This window comes from Streptomyces winkii (assembly GCF_032248595.1).
GTDB classification, from domain to species: domain Bacteria; phylum Actinomycetota; class Actinomycetes; order Streptomycetales; family Streptomycetaceae; genus Streptomyces; species Streptomyces winkii.
In genome coordinates, this window is the sequence record NZ_JASTTH010000001.1 from 1 (window position 1) to 17,481 (window position 17,481).

16 protein-coding genes and 2 rRNA genes are annotated in these 17,481 nt (G+C 70.7%); 15 read left to right on the plus strand and 3 right to left on the minus strand.

Annotated elements, in window-relative coordinates:
• The 9 genes from QQM67_RS00005 to QQM67_RS00045 form a co-directional block, all read left to right on the plus strand.
• Positions 1–316: ribosomal RNA gene (locus QQM67_RS00005) — 23S ribosomal RNA — on the plus strand; the annotation flags it as partial.
• A gap of 138 nt (positions 317–454) precedes the next feature.
• Positions 455–571 (plus strand): 5S ribosomal RNA (gene rrf / locus QQM67_RS00010).
• A gap of 87 nt (positions 572–658) precedes the next feature.
• Positions 659–1,306, plus strand: coding sequence for an HAD family hydrolase (locus QQM67_RS00015; RefSeq protein WP_314171325.1), 648 nt, complete (start codon positions 659–661; stop codon positions 1,304–1,306).
• Between the two features lie 55 nt (positions 1,307–1,361).
• Entirely contained in the window at positions 1,362–2,543 is a 1,182-nt protein-coding gene (locus QQM67_RS00020) for an acetoin utilization protein AcuC (protein WP_314171326.1), read from the plus strand.
• A 239-nt stretch (positions 2,544–2,782) separates the two neighbouring features.
• Entirely contained in the window at positions 2,783–3,580 is a 798-nt protein-coding gene (locus QQM67_RS00025; protein ID WP_314171327.1) for a phosphatase, read from the plus strand.
• A 129-nt stretch (positions 3,581–3,709) separates the two neighbouring features.
• Positions 3,710–3,919: a helix-turn-helix domain-containing protein gene (locus QQM67_RS00030; RefSeq protein ID WP_158677109.1), complete on the plus strand. Its 210-nt coding sequence runs from the start codon at positions 3,710–3,712 to the stop codon at positions 3,917–3,919.
• A gap of 149 nt (positions 3,920–4,068) precedes the next feature.
• The gene (locus QQM67_RS00035) at positions 4,069–4,167 is read left to right on the plus strand and encodes a 30S ribosomal protein bS22 (RefSeq protein WP_003948845.1); all 99 of its coding nucleotides are present in this window, start codon (positions 4,069–4,071) and stop codon (positions 4,165–4,167) included.
• A 214-nt stretch (positions 4,168–4,381) separates the two neighbouring features.
• Positions 4,382–5,464, plus strand: a complete 1,083-nt coding sequence (locus QQM67_RS00040; protein WP_314171328.1) for an NAD-dependent epimerase/dehydratase family protein — start codon at positions 4,382–4,384, stop codon at positions 5,462–5,464.
• Positions 5,457–6,503: a lysophospholipid acyltransferase family protein gene (locus QQM67_RS00045; protein ID WP_314171329.1), complete on the plus strand. Its 1,047-nt coding sequence runs from the start codon at positions 5,457–5,459 to the stop codon at positions 6,501–6,503. Before QQM67_RS00040 ends, QQM67_RS00045 begins: the two co-directional genes overlap by 8 nt.
• Positions 6,504–6,692: 189 nt before the next feature.
• Here QQM67_RS00045 and QQM67_RS00050 read toward each other — a convergent pair whose 3' ends face one another.
• The 3 genes from QQM67_RS00050 to QQM67_RS00060 all read right to left on the minus strand — a co-directional run bounded on the left by QQM67_RS00050 (position 6,693) and on the right by QQM67_RS00060 (position 10,613).
• Entirely contained in the window at positions 6,693–8,057 is a 1,365-nt protein-coding gene (locus QQM67_RS00050) for a DUF5667 domain-containing protein (protein WP_314171330.1), read from the minus strand.
• Positions 8,058–8,313: 256 nt separating this feature from the next.
• Positions 8,314–9,210 carry an ECF subfamily RNA polymerase sigma factor, BldN family gene (locus tag QQM67_RS00055; protein WP_314171331.1) on the minus strand — a complete coding sequence of 299 codons (897 nt, stop codon included), beginning with the start codon at positions 9,208–9,210 and terminating at the stop codon, positions 8,314–8,316.
• Positions 9,211–9,584: 374 nt separating this feature from the next.
• The gene (locus QQM67_RS00060; protein WP_314171332.1) at positions 9,585–10,613 is read right to left on the minus strand and encodes an HAD family hydrolase; all 1,029 of its coding nucleotides are present in this window, start codon (positions 10,611–10,613) and stop codon (positions 9,585–9,587) included.
• Between the two features lie 261 nt (positions 10,614–10,874).
• Between QQM67_RS00060 and QQM67_RS00065 the strand changes: the two genes are divergently transcribed.
• The 6 genes from QQM67_RS00065 (at position 10,875) to hemB (ending at position 17,448) form a co-directional block, all read left to right on the plus strand.
• A complete protein-coding gene (locus tag QQM67_RS00065) occupies positions 10,875–11,111 on the plus strand; it encodes a glutaredoxin family protein (protein ID WP_314171333.1) in 237 nt (78 codons plus the stop codon).
• A gap of 320 nt (positions 11,112–11,431) precedes the next feature.
• Positions 11,432–12,211: a redox-sensing transcriptional repressor Rex gene (locus tag QQM67_RS00070; protein ID WP_314171334.1), complete on the plus strand. Its 780-nt coding sequence runs from the start codon at positions 11,432–11,434 to the stop codon at positions 12,209–12,211.
• Positions 12,208–13,752 (plus strand): glutamyl-tRNA reductase, encoded by a 1,545-nt coding sequence (locus QQM67_RS00075; RefSeq protein ID WP_314171335.1) that lies wholly within the window; start codon positions 12,208–12,210, stop codon positions 13,750–13,752. Before QQM67_RS00070 ends, QQM67_RS00075 begins: the two co-directional genes overlap by 4 nt.
• Positions 13,749–14,747 (plus strand): hydroxymethylbilane synthase, encoded by a 999-nt coding sequence (gene hemC / locus QQM67_RS00080; RefSeq protein ID WP_314171336.1) that lies wholly within the window; start codon positions 13,749–13,751, stop codon positions 14,745–14,747. The genes QQM67_RS00075 and hemC overlap by 4 nt, the downstream gene beginning before the upstream one ends.
• On the plus strand, positions 14,744–16,429 hold the full coding sequence (locus QQM67_RS00085; RefSeq protein WP_314171337.1) for a bifunctional uroporphyrinogen-III C-methyltransferase/uroporphyrinogen-III synthase: 1,686 nt from the start codon (positions 14,744–14,746) through the stop codon (positions 16,427–16,429). Before hemC ends, QQM67_RS00085 begins: the two co-directional genes overlap by 4 nt.
• Positions 16,426–17,448 (plus strand): porphobilinogen synthase, encoded by a 1,023-nt coding sequence (gene hemB / locus QQM67_RS00090; protein WP_399064646.1) that lies wholly within the window; start codon positions 16,426–16,428, stop codon positions 17,446–17,448. The genes QQM67_RS00085 and hemB overlap by 4 nt, the downstream gene beginning before the upstream one ends.
• Positions 17,449–17,481 lie beyond the last annotated feature (33 nt).

The following is a 17,481-nucleotide window of genomic DNA, read 5'->3' on the forward strand; positions in this document are numbered from 1 at the left end:
TAGAACGTCGTGAGACAGTTCGGTCCCTATCCGCTGCGCGCGTAGGAGTCTTGAGAAGGGCTGTCCCTAGTACGAGAGGACCGGGACGGACGGACCTCTGGTGTGCCAGTTGTTCTGCCAAGAGCATCGCTGGTTGGCTACGTTCGGGAGGGATAACCGCTGAAAGCATCTAAGCGGGAAGCCTGCTTCGAGATGAGGACTCCCACCCCCTGTGTGGGGTTAAGGCTCCCGGGAGATGACCGGGTTGATAGGCCAGATATGGAAGACCCGTGAGGGTTGGAGTTGACTGGTACTAATAAGCCGAGGGCTTGACCACACACGTATTTGTTTCGCGTCCACTGTCCGGTATCTGAAACAACAACCCCGGCCACAACCAGCCGCCCGGCCGGCTGATAAGTGGATAGAGCGCTGACACAACAGCACACACAAGTTTCCCCCCGGTGTGGGGGTGTGTTTCGGTGGTCATAGCGTGAGGGAAACGCCCGGTTACTTTCCGAACCCGGAAGCTAAGCCTTACTGCGCCGATGGTACTGCATGCGGGAGCGTGTGGGAGAGTAGGACACCGCCGAACAATCATTAGGAGAGGCCCCGTTGGGAATGTGGGAGGTTCAACACCCCACACCCACGGGGCCTCTTCATGTGCCCGTACAGTTGCCGCATGGGCAGCTACGACTTGGTCGTCTTCGACAACGACGGTGTGCTGGTGGACAGTGAGCCGATTTCCAATCGCGTCCTCGCCGACTACTTGACCGAGTTGGGGCACCCGACCACGTACGAGGAGTCGATCCGGGATTACATGGGTGCGGCTGTGCACCGGATTCACGATCTCGTGCTGGAGCGTTCGGGGCGGCGGCTGCCCGATGACTTCGACGAGACGTTCCACGGGCGCGTATTCGCCGCGTTCCGGAGCGAGTTGAGGGCCGTCGAGGGTGTGCACGAAGTGCTGTCGAAGCTGGATGCGGACGGGATGCCGTACTGCGTCGCTTCCTCCGGAAGTCATGAGCGGATCCGCGTGGCCCTTCGTAAGACGGCTCTGTACGGACACTTCGGTGAGGAGAGCATCTTCAGCGCGGACGATGTCCGGCAGGGCAAGCCCGAGCCCGATCTCTTCCTGCTCGCGGCGGAGAAGGCGGGCGTGCCGGCTGAGCGTTGTGTGGTCGTCGAGGACAGCCCGCTGGGGGTGCGAGCCGCGCTCGCCGCGGGCATGGACGTCTATGGATTCGCGGCGATGACTCCTCGCGAGAGGCTCGCCGGTGCCACCGCACACTTCTCCCGCATGGAGGAGCTGCCCGCGCTGCTCGCGTGACGTCATCGGGTGGCCTCTGCGAACCGGCCGACGACCCTGCCGGTACGGTGGCGGGATGAGTGGCGGCGCACAGTTGATGTGGGACGAGGCAGTCACAGGCTATGACTTCGGCCCGGGGCACCCGATGGATCCGGTCCGGCTGGCGCTGACGATGCGGCTGGTCGAGGCGCTCGGGCTGGATTCCGAGAGCGGCCTCAAGGTCGCCGCCGCGAAGCCGGCCGGGGATTCGACGCTGCGGCTCGTACACAGACAGGACTACATCGATGCCGTGCGCCGCGTCTCCGCGGACCCGGGGTCCGCGACGGGCGAGTTCGGGCTGGGGACGCCGGACGATCCGGCGTTCGCGGGCATGCACGAGGCTTCGGCGTTGATCGCCGGGCAGTCGGTGGCGGCCGCCGACGCGGTCTGGCGCGGCGACGTGAAGCACGGGATCAACTTCGCCGGCGGCCTGCACCATGCGATGCACGCGTCCGCCTCAGGTTTCTGCATCTACAACGACGCGGCGCTCGCCGTCGCGCGTCTCCTGGAGCAGGGGGCGGAGCGCGTCGCGTACGTCGACGTGGACGTGCACCACGGCGACGGCGTCCAGGACGCGTTCTGGAACGACCCGCGCGTGCTCACGATTTCGCTGCACGAGCATCCGCGGATGCTCTTCCCCGGCACCGGCTGGGCCGAGGAGAACGGCGGCCCCGACGCCGAGGGCGGAGCGGTCAACGTCGCGTTGCCCGCCGGCACCGGAGACGAGGGTTGGCTGCGGGCTCTTCACGGAGTGGTGCCCGAACTCCTCGCCGAGTTCCGGCCGCAGGCGCTCGTCACCCAGCACGGCGCCGACACGCACTTCGAGGACCCCCTGGCCCATCTCGCCGTGAGCGTCGACGCGCAGCGGGCGGCAGCGGAGGCGCTCCACGGCTGGGCGCACGAGTACGCGGACGGACGTTGGGTGGCGCTCGGCGGCGGCGGATACGCGGTCTTCGACGTCGTGCCGCGCACGTGGACACATCTCGTGGCGATCGCCGCGGGCGCGCCCGTGCCGCCCGAGACCGAAGTGCCCGACTCCTGGCGGCAGTTGGTGTTCGCTCGTACGGGCAGCCCGGCGGCGCCGCAGCGGATGACGGACGGCCGCGAACCGGCGTGCCGCGTCTGGTCGGAGACGGGTTACGACCCTGCCGACGCGCTCGACCGCGCGGTGCATGCCACGAGGAAGGCTGTCTTCCCGGCGCACGGGCTGATGCCGTGACAGCCGGTCGCGGCGGGATGTAGGACCAGGCCGCGCGCACCCTTCCCTCGTACAACTCGTACAAGGATTCGTCAGGTGGTCGCGAGGCGTCGGACGGTCCGGTACGGCACGCAGCCGCGAGCATGGGCGGTGTGCTGAGCAGCGATCGAGCGGAACCCGCCGCCGGAGCCGAACCCGGCGGCGGAGAGGGCCAGTTACCCGGGTCCGGGTCGGGCGAAGGACCGCCCGGCCCGCGTGCGTTGCGCGAGCATCTGATCGCCTCCGGGCTCGCCGGCACGATCGCCACCAGCCGTGAGAAGAGCCTCCGGCGCTACCGGCTCTTCGCGGCACGCGACCCGCGCGCGCTGATCGGACTCGAACCCGAACACGACTGGCCCGTACCGGCGTTGCTCGCACTTATGGCCAAATCCTGCGGGGTGTCGGGTGACCCCACTACCGTCTCGGGACGCGACACCATCGATCCGGATCGTACTGTCGCGGCGCTCGACGCGTTCGCCGACCGGCTGCGCAGCGCGGCTGAGCGGCGAGTTCCCGTTCTGCTGGGGACGGGACACCCGGGGAGGCTGCTGGGCTTCTACGCATCATTGGCCTCAGCTCTCTCGTCGGCGGGATGCACTCTTCTCACATCAGCGGAGGGCCGACGTGTCGACATAACGACCCGGTTCGGCGTACGCACTCTCACCCTCGGCTACGCACGCGGGGTTGCACTGATACATGAACCCGGCGTGCACCCGGCGGTCGATGCGCCGGGCGTGCACACGCACTCGCCATTGCCGCTGCGGACCGTTCTCGCCGGGGCGATGACGGACGGCGGACCCCTGCCCGGCCTCGTCATCGGGGACCACGGATGGGTCTGCGCGGCAGGTCAGTTGGGTATTGAGGCCATCGGGCCCGCAGATACGGATGATCCGGCGCCGTTCGTGGGTCAGGCCGAGGGGAGGGTGTCGGTCGCCGTGCCGGTCGATGACGCTGCGCGGTCCGACAGCTACCGTCCGCTGGCGCACTATGTACTCAATCGAGCGTGTCTGTCACAGTAGGAGGCCGAACGCTACTCCTCTTCCCCACTTGCATCACCCGCCCCTAATCTGGGGAGGAGCGCGCATGCGAGCGGGAGTCGCCGGAAGGGGAAGCCGGTGACCGACATGTGCGGAAGGTTCAGGTGTGACATGGCTGCTGGCAAGGGACCTCTCAACGAGGTCAACTTTCTGACCGTGGCGGAAGTCGCCTCGGTGATGCGAGTGTCCAAGATGACCGTGTACCGGCTGGTGCACAGCGGTCATCTGCCGGCGATCCGGGTGGGCAGGTCCTTCCGGGTCCCAGAGCAAGCCGTCCATGAATACCTCCAGGAATCCTATGTGGGGGTGGAAACGGCCTGACGGCGTTCCGCGGCGACCCTCGGATTACGAGCCGCGCGCGGTGGCGGGTAGGCTGAACCCCATGTAGGTCGTGTGGGCTCGGACGCCCCGCGCCGAGTGAAGACAGTTCTCTCCGCGTCGGCGGAGATGATTTGTGAGCGAGGGTTGTCGTGGGCTCAGTAATCAAGAAGCGGCGCAAGCGGATGGCCAAGAAGAAGCACCGCAAGCTCCTCAAGAGGACGCGAGTTCAGCGTCGTAACAAGAAGTGAGCGAGCGCCGGGTTCGCCGGTGACCGCCGTTCTGCTGCCCGCACCACGTGTGCGGTGCGGCGGGGCGGCGGTTTCGTTTCGGTATGGGCGTCGGCGTTTCGCGCGCGCGTGCGCGGACAGGCGAGGAACGGAATCTGCGGCAAGCTGAGCCGCGGGGTCCGCGGAACCTCGCTACGTGCGGCACAGACCGCAAGCAGGCGCCAGGGGAGGGATCTTGGGCAGGGTCGTGCTCGTCACCGGGGTCGCCCGGCAGCTCGGTGGCCGCTTCGTGCGCCGTGTCCAGCGCGAACCCGACGTGGACCGCGTCGTGGGCGTCGACATCGTGGACCCCGTGCACCACCTGGGCGGCGCCGAGTTCGTCCTGGCGGACATCCGGCAGCCGGACATCGCCGGGGTGCTGGCGCAGCACGGCGTGGACACCGTCGTCCACATGGATGTGCACGGATCTCCGCCCGCGGTGCCGGGGAGCGGCAGCCGCAGCTCCGTCAAGGAAGTCAACGTCATAGGCACGATGCAGCTGTTGGGCGCGTGCCAGAAGGCTCCGTCGGTGCGCCGGCTGGTGGTGAAGTCGACGACGAGCGTGTACGGCGGAGCGCCCCGCGACCCGGCGGTCTTCGACGAGTCGACGCCCGCCAAGTCGCTGCCCGGCGGCGGCTTCGCGAAGGACGCGGTCGAAGTCGAGGGATACGTACGGGGCTTCGCCCGGCGCCGTCCCGATGTCTCGGTCACCGTGCTGCGGTTCGCGCATGTGCTGGGTCCGTCCGTGGACTCGCCGCTCGCCGGGTACTTCGCGCTGCCCGTGCTGCCGACGGTGCTCGGCTACGATCCGCGGCTCCAGTTCGTGCACGAGGACGACGCCGTCGAGGTGCTGCGCCTCGCCGCACGTGAGCCCCGCCGGGGGACGCTCAACGCGGGCACGTTCAACATCGCGGGGGACGGCACCCTGCTGCTGTCACAGTGCGCACGCCGGCTCGGCCGGCCGACCGTTCCGATGCTGCTGCCCGCGATCCGCTGGGGCAGGTCGCTCCTTCAGTCGGTCGGCGCCACGGACTTCTCGCCTGAGCAGGTGCGGCTGCTGACGCACGGACGCGTCGTGCGGACGTCCCAGATGCGCGAAGTCCTCGGGTTCGAGCCGCGGTTCACCACGGGCGAGACCCTGGCCGCGTTCGCGCGGAGCCGAGGTCCGGGGCTGCTTCCACCGGAGGCGCTGGCCCGTACGGTCGACAGAGTGGCCGCGGTGGTCGTGCCTCCGCATGAGGACGAGGGACAGGACGAGGAGGTCGGCCGGCGTGGCTGATGCGAAGGTCATCCCGTTCGGGTCTCCCGACGACGGGCCCGAGCGGCGCGGTGCGCACGAGAGGCACGCGCGCCGCGGGGCTCGGCAGCAACCCGGGGCACAGGCGGGCGGCGGCGGATCGACTGCCGGAGGCGACGCCGGGACCGGAGGCGGAGGTACCGGCTCCGGTACCGAGGGAGCCGGCGCCGGAGCGGCTGACGGCAGCTGGGAGCGCAGGGCCGCACAGGCGCTGGCGTTCCTCCGCAGGCGCGTCACCGGTGAGTACGAGGTCGACGACTTCGGCTACGACGCCGAGTTGACCGACCAGGTGCTGATGTCGCTGCTGCGCCCCGTGTACGAGAAGTACTTCCGGGTCGAGGTGCGGGGCGTCGAGAACATCCCCGACGAGGGCTCGGCGCTCATCGTCTCCAACCACTCGGGCACCCTGCCGCTCGACGGGCTGATGATGCAGGTCGCGGTGCACGACAACCATCCGGCCAACCGGCATCTGCGGCTGCTCGCGGCGGATCTCGTGTTCATGCTGCCGGTCGTCAACGCGCTCGCCCGCAAGGCGGGCCACACGCTTGCATGTTCGGAGGACGCGGCCGAGCTGCTGGCCAGGGGCGAGGCGGTCGGCGTCATGCCCGAGGGGTTCAAGGGGCTGGGCAAGCCGTTCTCGGAGCGCTACAGGCTTCAGCGGTTCGGGCGCGGCGGTTTCGTGTCGACCGCGCTGCGCGCGGGAGCGCCGATCGTGCCGTGCTCGATCGTCGGCGCCGAGGAGATCTACCCGATGGTGGGCAACGCCAAGACTCTCGCGCGGCTGCTGGGCTTTCCGTACTTCCCGGTGACGCCGACGTTCCCGTGGCTCGGGCCGCTCGGTGCCGTGCCGCTGCCGACGAAGTGGACGATCCAGTTCGGTGAGCCCATTCCGACGGACGGCTATCCGGAAGGGTCGGCCGACGACCCCATGCTGATGTTCAACCTGACGGACCAGATACGGGAGACCATCCAGCACACGCTCTACAAGCTGCTGGTGCGGCGGCGGTCGGTGTTCTTCTAGGCGTTCCCGTCCGGGTCGTGGCGTCGGTGGGACTCTTCAACTGGGCGCCGTTCAGGGCGTGTTCGGCTCCGGCGCCGGCCGCGGGGCATGTCGTACTTGCCACGGCACAGCGCAACGCCCCTCCCGGCTCCCGGACTTCGCATGGCCCGGTGACCGGCGAGGGGCGGCGCCCGCTGCTTCGCCCGCCGGCTACTTCCCCTCTTCCGAGAGCTTCTTCAGCCCCGGAAGCACGTCCGGCACGATGGGCGGCAGTGTGACATCCGACTCCGGCTGCGACTGACCGTCTCCGCCGGCGCCGGGGTGCGAGGGATTCCCGTGCGGATCGCGGGACGGGTCCAGAAGGCCGCCGCCGCCGATGAGTTCGCCCGTACGCGAATCCGAACCGGACGGCGAGGGCTCGCCGCTGTCGCCGCCCTCACGGTCGTCCGTGTCCGCCGAGGCGGAGGAGGACGGGGGCCGGGGAGACGTACGGTCCTGCCCGTGGCGGCTCTCGTCGCCTGACCGGTGCTCGCGCGAGGAGTCCTTGCCCGACTCGGAGATGAGGCCCGCGATCGGGGTGATGTCGCTGTCCATCGAGTCGAAGACGGAACTCACGTCGTCGCGGACGTCGGAGAGCTGCTCCGGAAGGTGCTCCCGCAGCTTCGCCCAGCTCTCGCGGTGGCCGGAGCTGAAGGAGGAGAGCGAGCGCATCGGTGCGATGCTGCCGTCCCTCTCGTACGCCGCGCTCAGCAGGCGGTGGCCCTCGTTGGCGTCGTAGCGCATTCCGGCGAGGGCACGGCGGACCTCGCCGACCGACTCGTCGTCCAACTCGGCGCCGCCGCGGGCCCGTTCCATCAGGCGGCGGGCCTCTCGCAGCCGCGTCGAGGCGCGGTCCAGATACACCTGGCCGCGGTCCGTCTCGTCGTCGGCGAAGTCGAGGCGCAGGTCTTCCATGCCCCGCTTGAGGCCGTAGAGCGAGTCGCCCGGAAGGGCCTCGCTGCTCGCGGCGGCGACCCCGCCGAGCGCGGATGCGGCGACGCCCACGCCGAGCCCGCCTGCCGCAAGTCCCTTGCCGAGGCGGGAGTTGGGACGGAGCCTGCTCAACGGCCCCATGGCGGGGGCGCGATGGGCGCCTTTCCTCGCGCCTCGCCCGTCCCGCTGTCCGTCCGGCGCGGCCCGCCCCTCCCGTCGCCTGTCGCGCTGCGCGGGGACCTGGCGGGCGCGGGCCTCGGGCGAGGCGAACTCCGCCTCCATGGCGGCGATCAGCTGCGCCCGTTGGACGATCTTGACGTCGGGCGCCACCGCGGGTCTGGGGACCGAGCGGAGTCTCTCCGCCAGGCCGAGCATCAACGCCGGCTCGGTCTCCCCCTCCTCCTCGGACGAGCTCTGTGCCCCGCCCGGGGCGGTCGCCTCGCCGTCACCGGCCGCGGACGGACGTACGGGGGCGGGTGGAGCGGCGCCGCGGCGTCCGCTCTCCGCCGTCCGGTCGGTCGCCGCCGCCTCGTCGAGCTCGTGCTCGTCCAGGGCCTGGGCGAAGGCGGCAGCCCGCTTGCTCGCGGTCACGGAACCGATCACGGGCGGCACCTCCTCTCGTCAGCACGGTCCACTCCCCACCACGGATGGAAGGCTGTACGGCACAACGCTCATGTTCACTCTTACGTGTGAGTGAACCCTTGCGTGCCAGGTGCGGGGAGACTGCACCCCGACAACGAGCGGCAAGCCACTCGGGTTACGGACTCACGATGATGTGACCGCATGCATGCGCAGCATCACGCTGCGGTGAAGGACAGACCCGGCAAAGCCGGTGAACTAGGGCCGCTGTGGGGGCAGTTCAGCGAGCGTCCTGGGGGAGGAGCCTCGCGAGTGTGCGGACCGCTCTGTACTGGAGGGTCTTGATGGCGCCCTCGTTCTTGCCCATGGCGCGGGCCGTCTCGGCGACGGAGAGGCCCTGGAGGAAGCGGAGCGTCACGCACTCCTGCTGCTGGGGGTTGAGCCTGCGTACGGCTTCGAGAAGGGCGGCGTTGGAGAGCGACTCCAGGACCGACTCCTCGGGGCTGCGCTCGACCTCGTTGGCGTCGAGCATCTCCCCGGTGGTCACCTCCAGGCGGAAGCGGCTCGACTTGAAGTGGTCGGCGACGAGGTTGCGCGCGATGGTGACGAGCCACGCCCCGAAGTCCCGGCCCTGCCAGGTGAAGGTGCCGATGCGCCGAAGTGCCCGCAGGAACGTCTCACTTGTGAGGTCCTCGGCCGTCGCCTTGCCGCCCACGCGGTAGTAGATGTACCGGTACACCGTGTCGCTGTACTGGTCGTAGAGGCGGCCGAAGGCCTCCGCGTCGCCGGACTGCGCCCGCTCGACGAGATCCATCATCCGGCGGCTGTCGGTGTCCGACGCGGCGGGACGTGCGCGCCGGGCGGCGGACGTGCCCGTCGCGGCGGTGCCCGTAGCGGACGCCCCCGAACTCCCGGAGGACGGGCTGCGGGTGCGTCTGCCGACGTTGCCGGAGGACGAGGCGGTGGCGGCCGGGACGGCCGCCGCGGCGCCGAGGGCGGTGCTGGTCGCGGCGCGGTGCGCCATGGCGTAGCGGTGGCCGGCGGGGACGGGCACGGCTGATGCGAGGGCGGGGGCGTACGCGCGGGGGACAAGAGCGCGTAGCCGGCCGAGTGCCGCAACGACCGTGCTGCGCAGCGTAGCCAGGCCCGAGGCGTCAACCCCGACGTGTGGGTACACGGGACTCCCAGAGGCAGAGCTTCCATCACGTGCAGTACGGGACCGTTCGACCCGGAAGGGACGTGTGGGTACCGATTGCGTCTGAGGAGAATAACGCTTCGTACAGACAGGGCTACGCGTAGTTGCTGAAATCGCCGATTCGGTCTGATCTGTTACGCGATGATGTCAGGATTTGCACGGAGCGTGATCGGCTCAACGGTCGTTTGCTGGTCACAACTTGTCGTTAGAGTTACGACTTGTGCTCGCTCGTCCGAAGCGTCACTGGCCGGAGGGACGCTGCCGGGGCCGGCGAAAATGCCGCGTTCAACTACCGCGCACAGTGCGCCGGTCCGGCGTGTCGGGGTGTGCGGGCATGCGTCCGCGCGGGCCGGGGGCTATCGGCGGCGGCGTTGCAGAGCGACGGCCGCGGCGGCTCCGCCGGCCACCGCGCCGACGCCCGCAGCCGCCGGGATGCCGACCTTGGCGGCCTTCCGGCCCGTCCGGTAGTCGCGCAGCCGCCAGCCCATTTCGCGGGCGTGCTCGCGGAGCCGGCTGTCAGGATTGATCGCATACGGATATCCGACGAGCGAGAGCATCGGAATGTCGTTGGCCGAGTCGCTGTACGCGGCGCACCTCTCCAGCTCCAGGTCCTCCGCGACGGCGAGCGCCCGTACGGCCTCGGCCTTGGCGGGGCCGTGCAGCGGCTCGCCCACCAGCCGCCCCGTGTAGACGCCGTCGACGGACTCCGCGACGGTGCCGAGCGCGCCGGTCAGCCCGAGGCGTCTGGCGATGATCGTGGCCGTCTCCACGGGCGCCGCTGTGACGAGCCAGACCTTCTGGCCCGCGTCGAGGTGGGCCTGGGCGAGCGCACGGGTGCCGGGCCAGATGCGGCCGGCCATGTACTCGTCGTAGATCTCCTCGCCGATGGCGGTGAGTTCGGAGACGCGGTGGCCCTGGACGATCGACAGGGCGCTGGACCGTACGTCCGCCATGTGGCCCGCGTTCTCGTTGCCCGCCATCCGGAACCAGGCCTGCTGCCAGGCGAAACGGGCCAGTTCGCGCTTCTCGAAGAAGTCGCGCTTGTACAGGCCCCGGCCGAAGTGGAAGAGCGCGGCGCCCTGCATGACCGTGTTGTCGAGGTCGAAGAACGCGGCGGCGCGGACGTCGCCCGCGACCGGGAACTCGGCCTCCGCCTCCTCTTGTTCCCCTCGTCGGTCCTGCTGGTCCTGCTGGTCTTGGCGGTCCTGTGCCCGTGCGATGTCGGAGACGCCCTGCTGGAGCTCTTCCTCGCGGCGCTGCTCCAGCTCCTGCTTGCGGGCGGCGTCGGCGGACGCCTCGCCGGCGAGCACGCTGCGCGCCGTCGCGGAACGGCCGCGGCGTGCGATCCAGGACCAGGCGTGACGGGCGGAGGGACGGGAGGGCATGGCACCGAGGATAGCCACTCGGCGCGGCATGCCTGTTACGCCGCGATGTCCAACTGTGGGCCCTACGGGACATATTCGGGACGGGCCGGTTGCGTACGGCTGCTAAGCGCAACCACGCGCGACGGCCTCACGCTCCGGGCCCCCGTCATGCCCTCCGGCCTGCACGGACGGCCGCCGCGGTGCGCAACCGGCGGCCCCCGTCCCGGATGTGAAGCGTCACGGAGGTGACGTGTGGTGGCGGAGAAGCGTGACAATGGCGGGATGAGCACTGTCACCCTGATCGGGAAGCCCGGATGCCATCTGTGCGACATCGCACGGGACGTGATCGTGCGGGTGTGCGCCGAGACCGGAGCGGCCTGGGAGGAGAAGAGCATCAACGAGGACCAGGAGCTGTACCGGAAGTACTGGGAGCAGATCCCGGTTGTACTGGTGGACGGCGCGCAGCACGACTTCTGGCGCGTGGACCCTGACCGGCTGCGCAAGGCGCTGAAGAGCTAGCCGGACGCCGGGAGGGCGGCGGAGTCCCGCGGTGCCCGTGCGGTGCCCGGTGGGGCCCGCGGATGACCGCCCGGAGTGCGGGTCGCCGTGCGCGGTACGGCAGTTGGGCCGTGCCGTTGGAGAGTCTGTCCCGGGCGCCGGGACGTGAGGAGTGACGTGTGTCGGGGCTGTCGCATGTGGCACCGGTCACGTTGACCGGACAAATCGGACTCCATCTTTGTGCACGCGTTCACAAAGGCATAGCCTGGTCGAGATGGAGCGTTCACGACGAGCAGTTCGCGCGGGATCGCTCACCGCTTCGCGCAACCGGCAGGAGCACCGTGGCAACTGGCCGAAATCACCGACCGGCGACGACCCGGAGCCGAGGGATCCCCGAGGCCACCGTCGCCCGGCTTCCGCTGTATCTGCGGGCCCTGACCGCGCTCTCGGAGCGCTCCGTGCCCACGGTCTCCTCCGAGGAACTGGCCGCGGCGGCCGGGGTCAATTCTGCGAAGCTGCGTAAGGACTTCTCCTACCTCGGCTCCTACGGCACCCGCGGCGTCGGCTACGACGTCGAATACCTCGTCTACCAGATCTCGCGCGAGCTGGGTCTGACGCAGGACTGGCCCGTCGTGATCGTCGGTATCGGTAACCTCGGCGCCGCGCTCGCCAACTACGGAGGCTTCGCCTCCCGCGGATTCCGCGTGGCCGCCCTGATAGACGCCGATCCCTCGCTGACCGGGAAGCCCGTCGCGGGCATAGAGGTCCAGCACACGGACGATCTCGAGCAGATCGTCGACGAGAGCGGCGTCTCGATCGGCGTGATCGCCACCCCCGCGGGCTCCGCGCAGCAGGTGTGCGACAGGCTCGTCGCCGCCGGGATCACCTCGATCCTCAACTTCGCACCGACCGTGCTCTCCGTTCCCGAGGGAGTGGACGTACGCAAGGTCGACCTCTCCATCGAGCTTCAGATCCTGGCCTTCCACGAGCAGCGCAAGGCGGGCGAGGAGGCCCCCGAGGAAGAGGAGACCGCCCCGCCGGCGGCTCCGCCCGCCGCCGCCGTCGCCAAGCGCCCCGAGCCCGGATCTGACGGGGACCGCCCCGCCGTGATGCCCGCATGAGCCTGCTGGTCGTCGGTCTGAGCCACCGCAGCGCACCGGTCAGCGTGCTGGAGCGGGCCGTGCTCGCACCCGGTGTGCGCGGCAAGCTGCTTCAGGACGCCGTGAGCGCCGAGCCCGCGGCGGAGGCGGCCGTGCTCTCCACCTGCAACCGCATCGAGCTGTACGCCGACGTGGACAAGTTCCACGCCGGCGTCGGCGAGCTGTCGACGCTGCTCGCGCAGCACAGCGGCGTCGGCCTGGACGAGCTGACTCCGCACCTGTACGTGCACTACGAGGACCGCGCCGTGCACCACCTCTTCTCGGTGGCGTGCGGCCTCGACTCGATGGTCGTCGGCGAGGGGCAGATCCTCGGCCAGATCAAGGACGCGCTCGCGGTCGCCCAGGAGCAGCACACGGCCGGGCGGCTGCTGAACGACCTCTTCCAGCAGGCGCTGCGCACCGGCAAGCGCGCGCACAGCGAGACGGGCATCGACAAGGCCGGGCAGTCGCTGGTCACCTTCGGCCTCGAACAGCTCGCGCGGCCCGCGCCCGTCGGGCAGTGGGTGCGTGGCAAGCGTGCGCTGGTCATCGGGGCGGGATCGATGTCGTCCCTGGCCGCGACGACCCTCGCGCGGGCCGGTGTGGCCGAACTGGTGATCGCCAACAGGACCTTGGACCGTGCCGAGCGGCTGGCCTCCGGGCTCGCTCCCGGGCTCGCCGCGGGCGCGGCACCGGCCGCCGCGCTGAGCGCCGGGCACGGGCCGCGCGCGCACGCGCTGCCGATCGACGGGCTGGCAGCGGAGCTGCCCCGCGCGGACATCGTGGTCTCCTGCACCGGCGCCACCGGGCTCGTACTCACGGCCGAAGCCGTGCGCGAGGCGCTGGAGAGGCGTGCCGAAGCGTCCGCAGGCGCCTCCGCCGCCGCGGACGACGGGATGGCGCTGCTCGACCTGGCCATGCCCCGCGACATCGACGCCGCCGTGCACACCGTCGAGCGCGCCCGTCTCGTGGACATCGAGTCGCTGGCCGAAGTGGCCGCGGACGCGCCGCTCGCCGCGGACGTCGACGCCGTACGGGGCATCGTCAGCGAAGAGGTCTCCGCGTTCGGTGCGGCGCAGCGCGCCGCGACGATCACCCCGACCGTCGTCGCCCTGCGCACGATGGCGGCCGACGTCGTGGCCTCCGAGATGGCCCGGCTGGAGGGCCGGCTCCAGGGCCTGGACGACAAGCAGCGCGCGGAGATCACGCAGACCGTGCGGCGCGTCGTGGAGAAGCTGCTGCACGCGCCGACGGTACGGGTGAAGGAGCTGGCCGGTGAGCCGGGCGGCGCGGGATACGCCGACGCCCTGCGTGAACTCTTCGACCTCGACCCCCAGACGGTCGCCGCCGTCAGCAGCCCCGTGCCCACAGGCGTCCCGGAGCCCGCCCAGTCCCCGGAACGCCCCGGCGGAGGCCCTCCCCCGGAGCCTTCGGCCTGGGAGGCGCCCCCAAGGAGCGAGCAGACCGACGAAGCAGGCGTCCCGGGCGCGAGCGCGGCCGGGCGCGACGAGGTGAGCACATGAGCAACAGCCCAGCGAACGCCCTCCGGTTGGGCACCCGGCGCAGCAAGCTCGCCATGGCCCAGTCGGGGCTCGTGGCGGAGCAGGTGCGCCGGGTGACCGGCCGGCCCGTGGAGCTGGTCGAGATCACGACGTACGGGGACACCAGCCGGGAGCACCTCGCGCAGATCGGCGGCACCGGCGTCTTCGTCACGGCGCTCCGCGACGCGCTGCTGGACGGCCGGATCGACTTCGCCGTCCACTCGCTGAAGGACCTGCCCACCGCGCAGCCCGGGGAGCTGACCCTGGCGGCCGTGCCCCGCCGCGCCGACCCGCGCGACGTGCTGATCGCCCGCGACGGGCTCCGCTTCGAAGCGCTCGCGGCGAGCGTGCGGAGCACCGGCAGGCCGGCCCGCATCGGTACGGGCTCTCCGCGCCGCATGTCTCAACTCGCCGCCTGGGCCCGCAGTCTCGGCACGCAGGTAGACACGGTGCCGATCCGGGGGAATATCGACACGCGCATCGGGTATGTGCGCTCAGGCGAACTCGACGCCGTGGTGCTCGCAGCAGCCGGGATGGAACGCACCGGACGCCTCGACGAGGTCACCGAACTGCTCAGTCCCGACGCCGTGCTGCCCGCTCCCGGCCAGGGGGCCCTCGCCGTCGAGTGCGCGTCGGCCGACGTACACCTGGCCACCCAGCTCGCCGAGCTCGACGACCCGCACACGCGGGCCGCCGTGACCGCCGAGCGAACCCTGCTCGCCGCTTTGGAGGCCGGCTGTAGCGCACCCGTGGGTGCGCTCGCCGACCTGCTTGGCGACGGGCAGGTTGTCACCGAAATGCGCCTGCGCGGCGTCGTCGGAACCATCGACGGCGAGACGCTGGTGCAGCTGTCCACCACCGGTCCCGTACCGGCGTCCGCGGAGAGCACGGCGACCCCGGAGAACATGGGTCGTGAGCTAGCCGACGAGATGCTCGCCAAGGGCGCGGCCGGTCTGATGGGGGAGCGAGCACTTTGAGCCCCACCACTGCCCACAACTCGACAACTCAGCACCTCTACGGTGCGCACGGACACGTCACCTTCCTCGGTGCCGGGCCCGGGGACCCGGGTCTGCTGACGCTGCGCGCCGTCGAGGCGCTCGCGCAGGCCGACGTGCTCGTGGCCGACCCGCAGGTGTACGACGTCGTCCGCGGGCACGCGCGGGCAGGAGTGGACACTCCGCTTCGGGTGGAAGACGGGGCGCAGCAGGACACGAAAGCTGACGGGGCATCAGCTGCCGCGACCGCGAGCGGTGCAGCAGATCTTGCCATGGCGGCCGCACGGTCGGGCAAGCGGGTCGTCAGAGCGGTGACGGGCGATCCCGGCCTCGACGCGGACGCGGCGCGCGAGATGCTCGCGTGCGCCGGCGAGGGCATCCCGTTCGAGGTCGTGCCCGGTATCGCCACCGCCGTGGGCGTGCCCGCGTACGCCGGGATCCCGCTGCGCGACGCGGCGGGCACCGACGTCCGGTTCATCGACGCGGCGACGGCCGACGACAGATGCTGGACGGAGGTCGGCGCGAGCGACGCGACCGTCGTCGTCTCCACGAAGCTGGACTCCGTCGTCTCCGTCGCGGGTGAGCTCGTCGCGGGCGGTCGCAAGCCGGAGACGCCGCTGACGGTCACCGCCGCCGGCACCACCACCCGGCAGCGCACCTGGAGCGCCACGCTCGGCACCATCGGCCAGGTCCTCAAGTCGGCGAAGGTGCTGCCGTCGCCGGAGGCCGGACAGCCGGTGATAGCCGTGGTCGGGGAGCGCAGCGGCGCCGCGGAACGCCATCGCCTCGCGTGGTTCGAGTCCAAGCCGCTCTTCGGCTGGCAGGTGCTGGTGCCGCGTACGAAGGAACAGGCGGAGTCGCTCTCCGACCAGCTGCGCAGCTACGGCGCCGTGCCGGCCGAGGTGCCGACCATCGCCGTCGAACCGCCGCGCACGCCGCAGCAGATGGAGCGGGCCGTCAAGGGCCTGGTCACCGGGCGGTACGAGTGGATCGCCTTCACCTCGGTGAACGCCGTGAAGGCCGTCCGCGAGAAGTTCGAGGAGTACGGGCTGGACGCGCGCGCGTTCGCGGGCATCAAGGTCGCGGCGGTGGGCGAGCAGACCGCGAAGGCGCTCGTCGAGTTCGGTGTGAAGCCCGACCTCGTGCCCAGCGGAGAGCAGTCGGCCGCCGGGCTGCTGGACGACTGGCCGCCCTACGACCCGGTCTTCGACCCCATCGACCGCGTGTTCCTGCCGCGGGCCGACATCGCCACCGAGACGCTCGTGGCGGGGCTCATCGAGCTGGGCTGGGAGGTCGACGACGTGACGGCCTACCGCACGGTGCGCGCCTCGCCGCCCCCGGCCGAGACCCGGGAGGCCATCAAGGGCGGCGGCTTCGACGCGGTGCTGTTCACCTCGTCGTCCACGGTGCGGAACCTCGTCGGCATCGCCGGCAAGCCGCACAACGTCACCGTCATCGCCTGCATCGGCCCCGCCACGGCGAAGACCGCGGAGGAGCACGGGCTGCGGGTGGACGTCATGTCGCCGGAGCCGTCGGTGCACAAACTCGCCGAGGCGCTCGCGGACTTCGGAGCGGAGCGCCGCGCGGAGGCCGTCGCCGCCGGTGACGTCGTGAAGAGGCCGAGCGAGAAGCGCCCGGCCAGGAGGAGGGCTCGATCGTCGTGAGTGCGCATGTTTCCGGTGGTGCCGGTTCCGGGGCCGTCCCGGGCGGCTTCCCCACAGTGCGGCCGCGCCGGCTCCGTACGACTCCGGCCATGCGGCGGATGGTCACCGAGCAGCGGCTGCACCCGTCGGATCTGATCCTTCCCGTCTTCGTACGCGACGGCATCAGCGAGCCCGTGCCCGTCTCGTCCATGCCGGGAGTCGTGCAGCACACCCGGGAGACGCTGAAGAAGGCGGCGCACGAGGCCGTGCGCGCGGGCGTCGGCGGAATCATGATCTTCGGCGTGCCGAAGGAGTCGGACAAGGACGCCGTCGGCAGCGCCGGGACCGATCCCGAAGGCATCCTCCAGGTCGCGCTGCGGGACGTACGGGCAGAGGTCGGCGACGACATCGTGATCATGTCGGACCTGTGCCTGGACGAGACGACGGACCACGGCCACTGCGGCGTCCTGGACGCGCAGGGCCGGGTCGACAACGACGCGACGCTGGAGCGGTACGCGGAGATGGCCCGCGTCCAGGCCGAGGCCGGCTCCCATGTGCTGGGCCCCAGCGGGATGATGGACGGCCAGATCGGCCATGTGCGCCGCGTACTCGACGAGTCGGGCCACCAGGACGTGTCCCTCTTCGCCTACACCGTGAAGTACGCGTCGGCGTTCTACGGGCCGTTCCGCGAGGCCGTCGGCTCCTCGCTCAAGGGCGACCGCAACACGTACCAGGTGAACCCGGCCAACGCGCGTGAGGCGCTGCGCGAGCTCTCCCTCGACGTCGCCGAGGGCGCGGACATGGTGATGGTCAAGCCGGGGCTGCCGTATCTGGACATCCTCCGCGACTTCGCCGAGCGGGCCGAAGTGCCCGTCGGCGTCTACCAGATCTCCGGTGAGTACGCGATGGTCGAGGCCGCCGCGCAGCACGGCTGGATCGACCGGGACCGCGCGATCATGGAGACGCTGACGAGCTTCAAGCGGGCGGGCGCGAACCTGATCCTCACGTACTGGGCGACGGAGGTCGCGGGGCGGCTGTAGGGCGCCCGTACGGGCCCGCACGGCGCCCGTGAC

Coding starts and splice junctions, on each gene's coding strand:
- QQM67_RS00015 (WP_314171325.1), top strand. CDS start 659: ATGGGCAGCTACGACTTGGTCGTCTTCGACAACGACGGTGTGCTGGTG.
- QQM67_RS00020 (WP_314171326.1), top strand. CDS start 1,362: ATGAGTGGCGGCGCACAGTTGATGTGGGACGAGGCAGTCACAGGCTAT.
- QQM67_RS00030 (WP_158677109.1), top strand. CDS start 3,710: ATGGCTGCTGGCAAGGGACCTCTCAACGAGGTCAACTTTCTGACCGTG.
- QQM67_RS00060 (WP_314171332.1), bottom strand. CDS start 10,613: ATGCCCTCCCGTCCCTCCGCCCGTCACGCCTGGTCCTGGATCGCACGC.
- QQM67_RS00065 (WP_314171333.1), top strand. CDS start 10,875: ATGAGCACTGTCACCCTGATCGGGAAGCCCGGATGCCATCTGTGCGAC.
- QQM67_RS00075 (WP_314171335.1), top strand. CDS start 12,208: ATGAGCCTGCTGGTCGTCGGTCTGAGCCACCGCAGCGCACCGGTCAGC.
- hemC (WP_314171336.1), top strand. CDS start 13,749: ATGAGCAACAGCCCAGCGAACGCCCTCCGGTTGGGCACCCGGCGCAGC.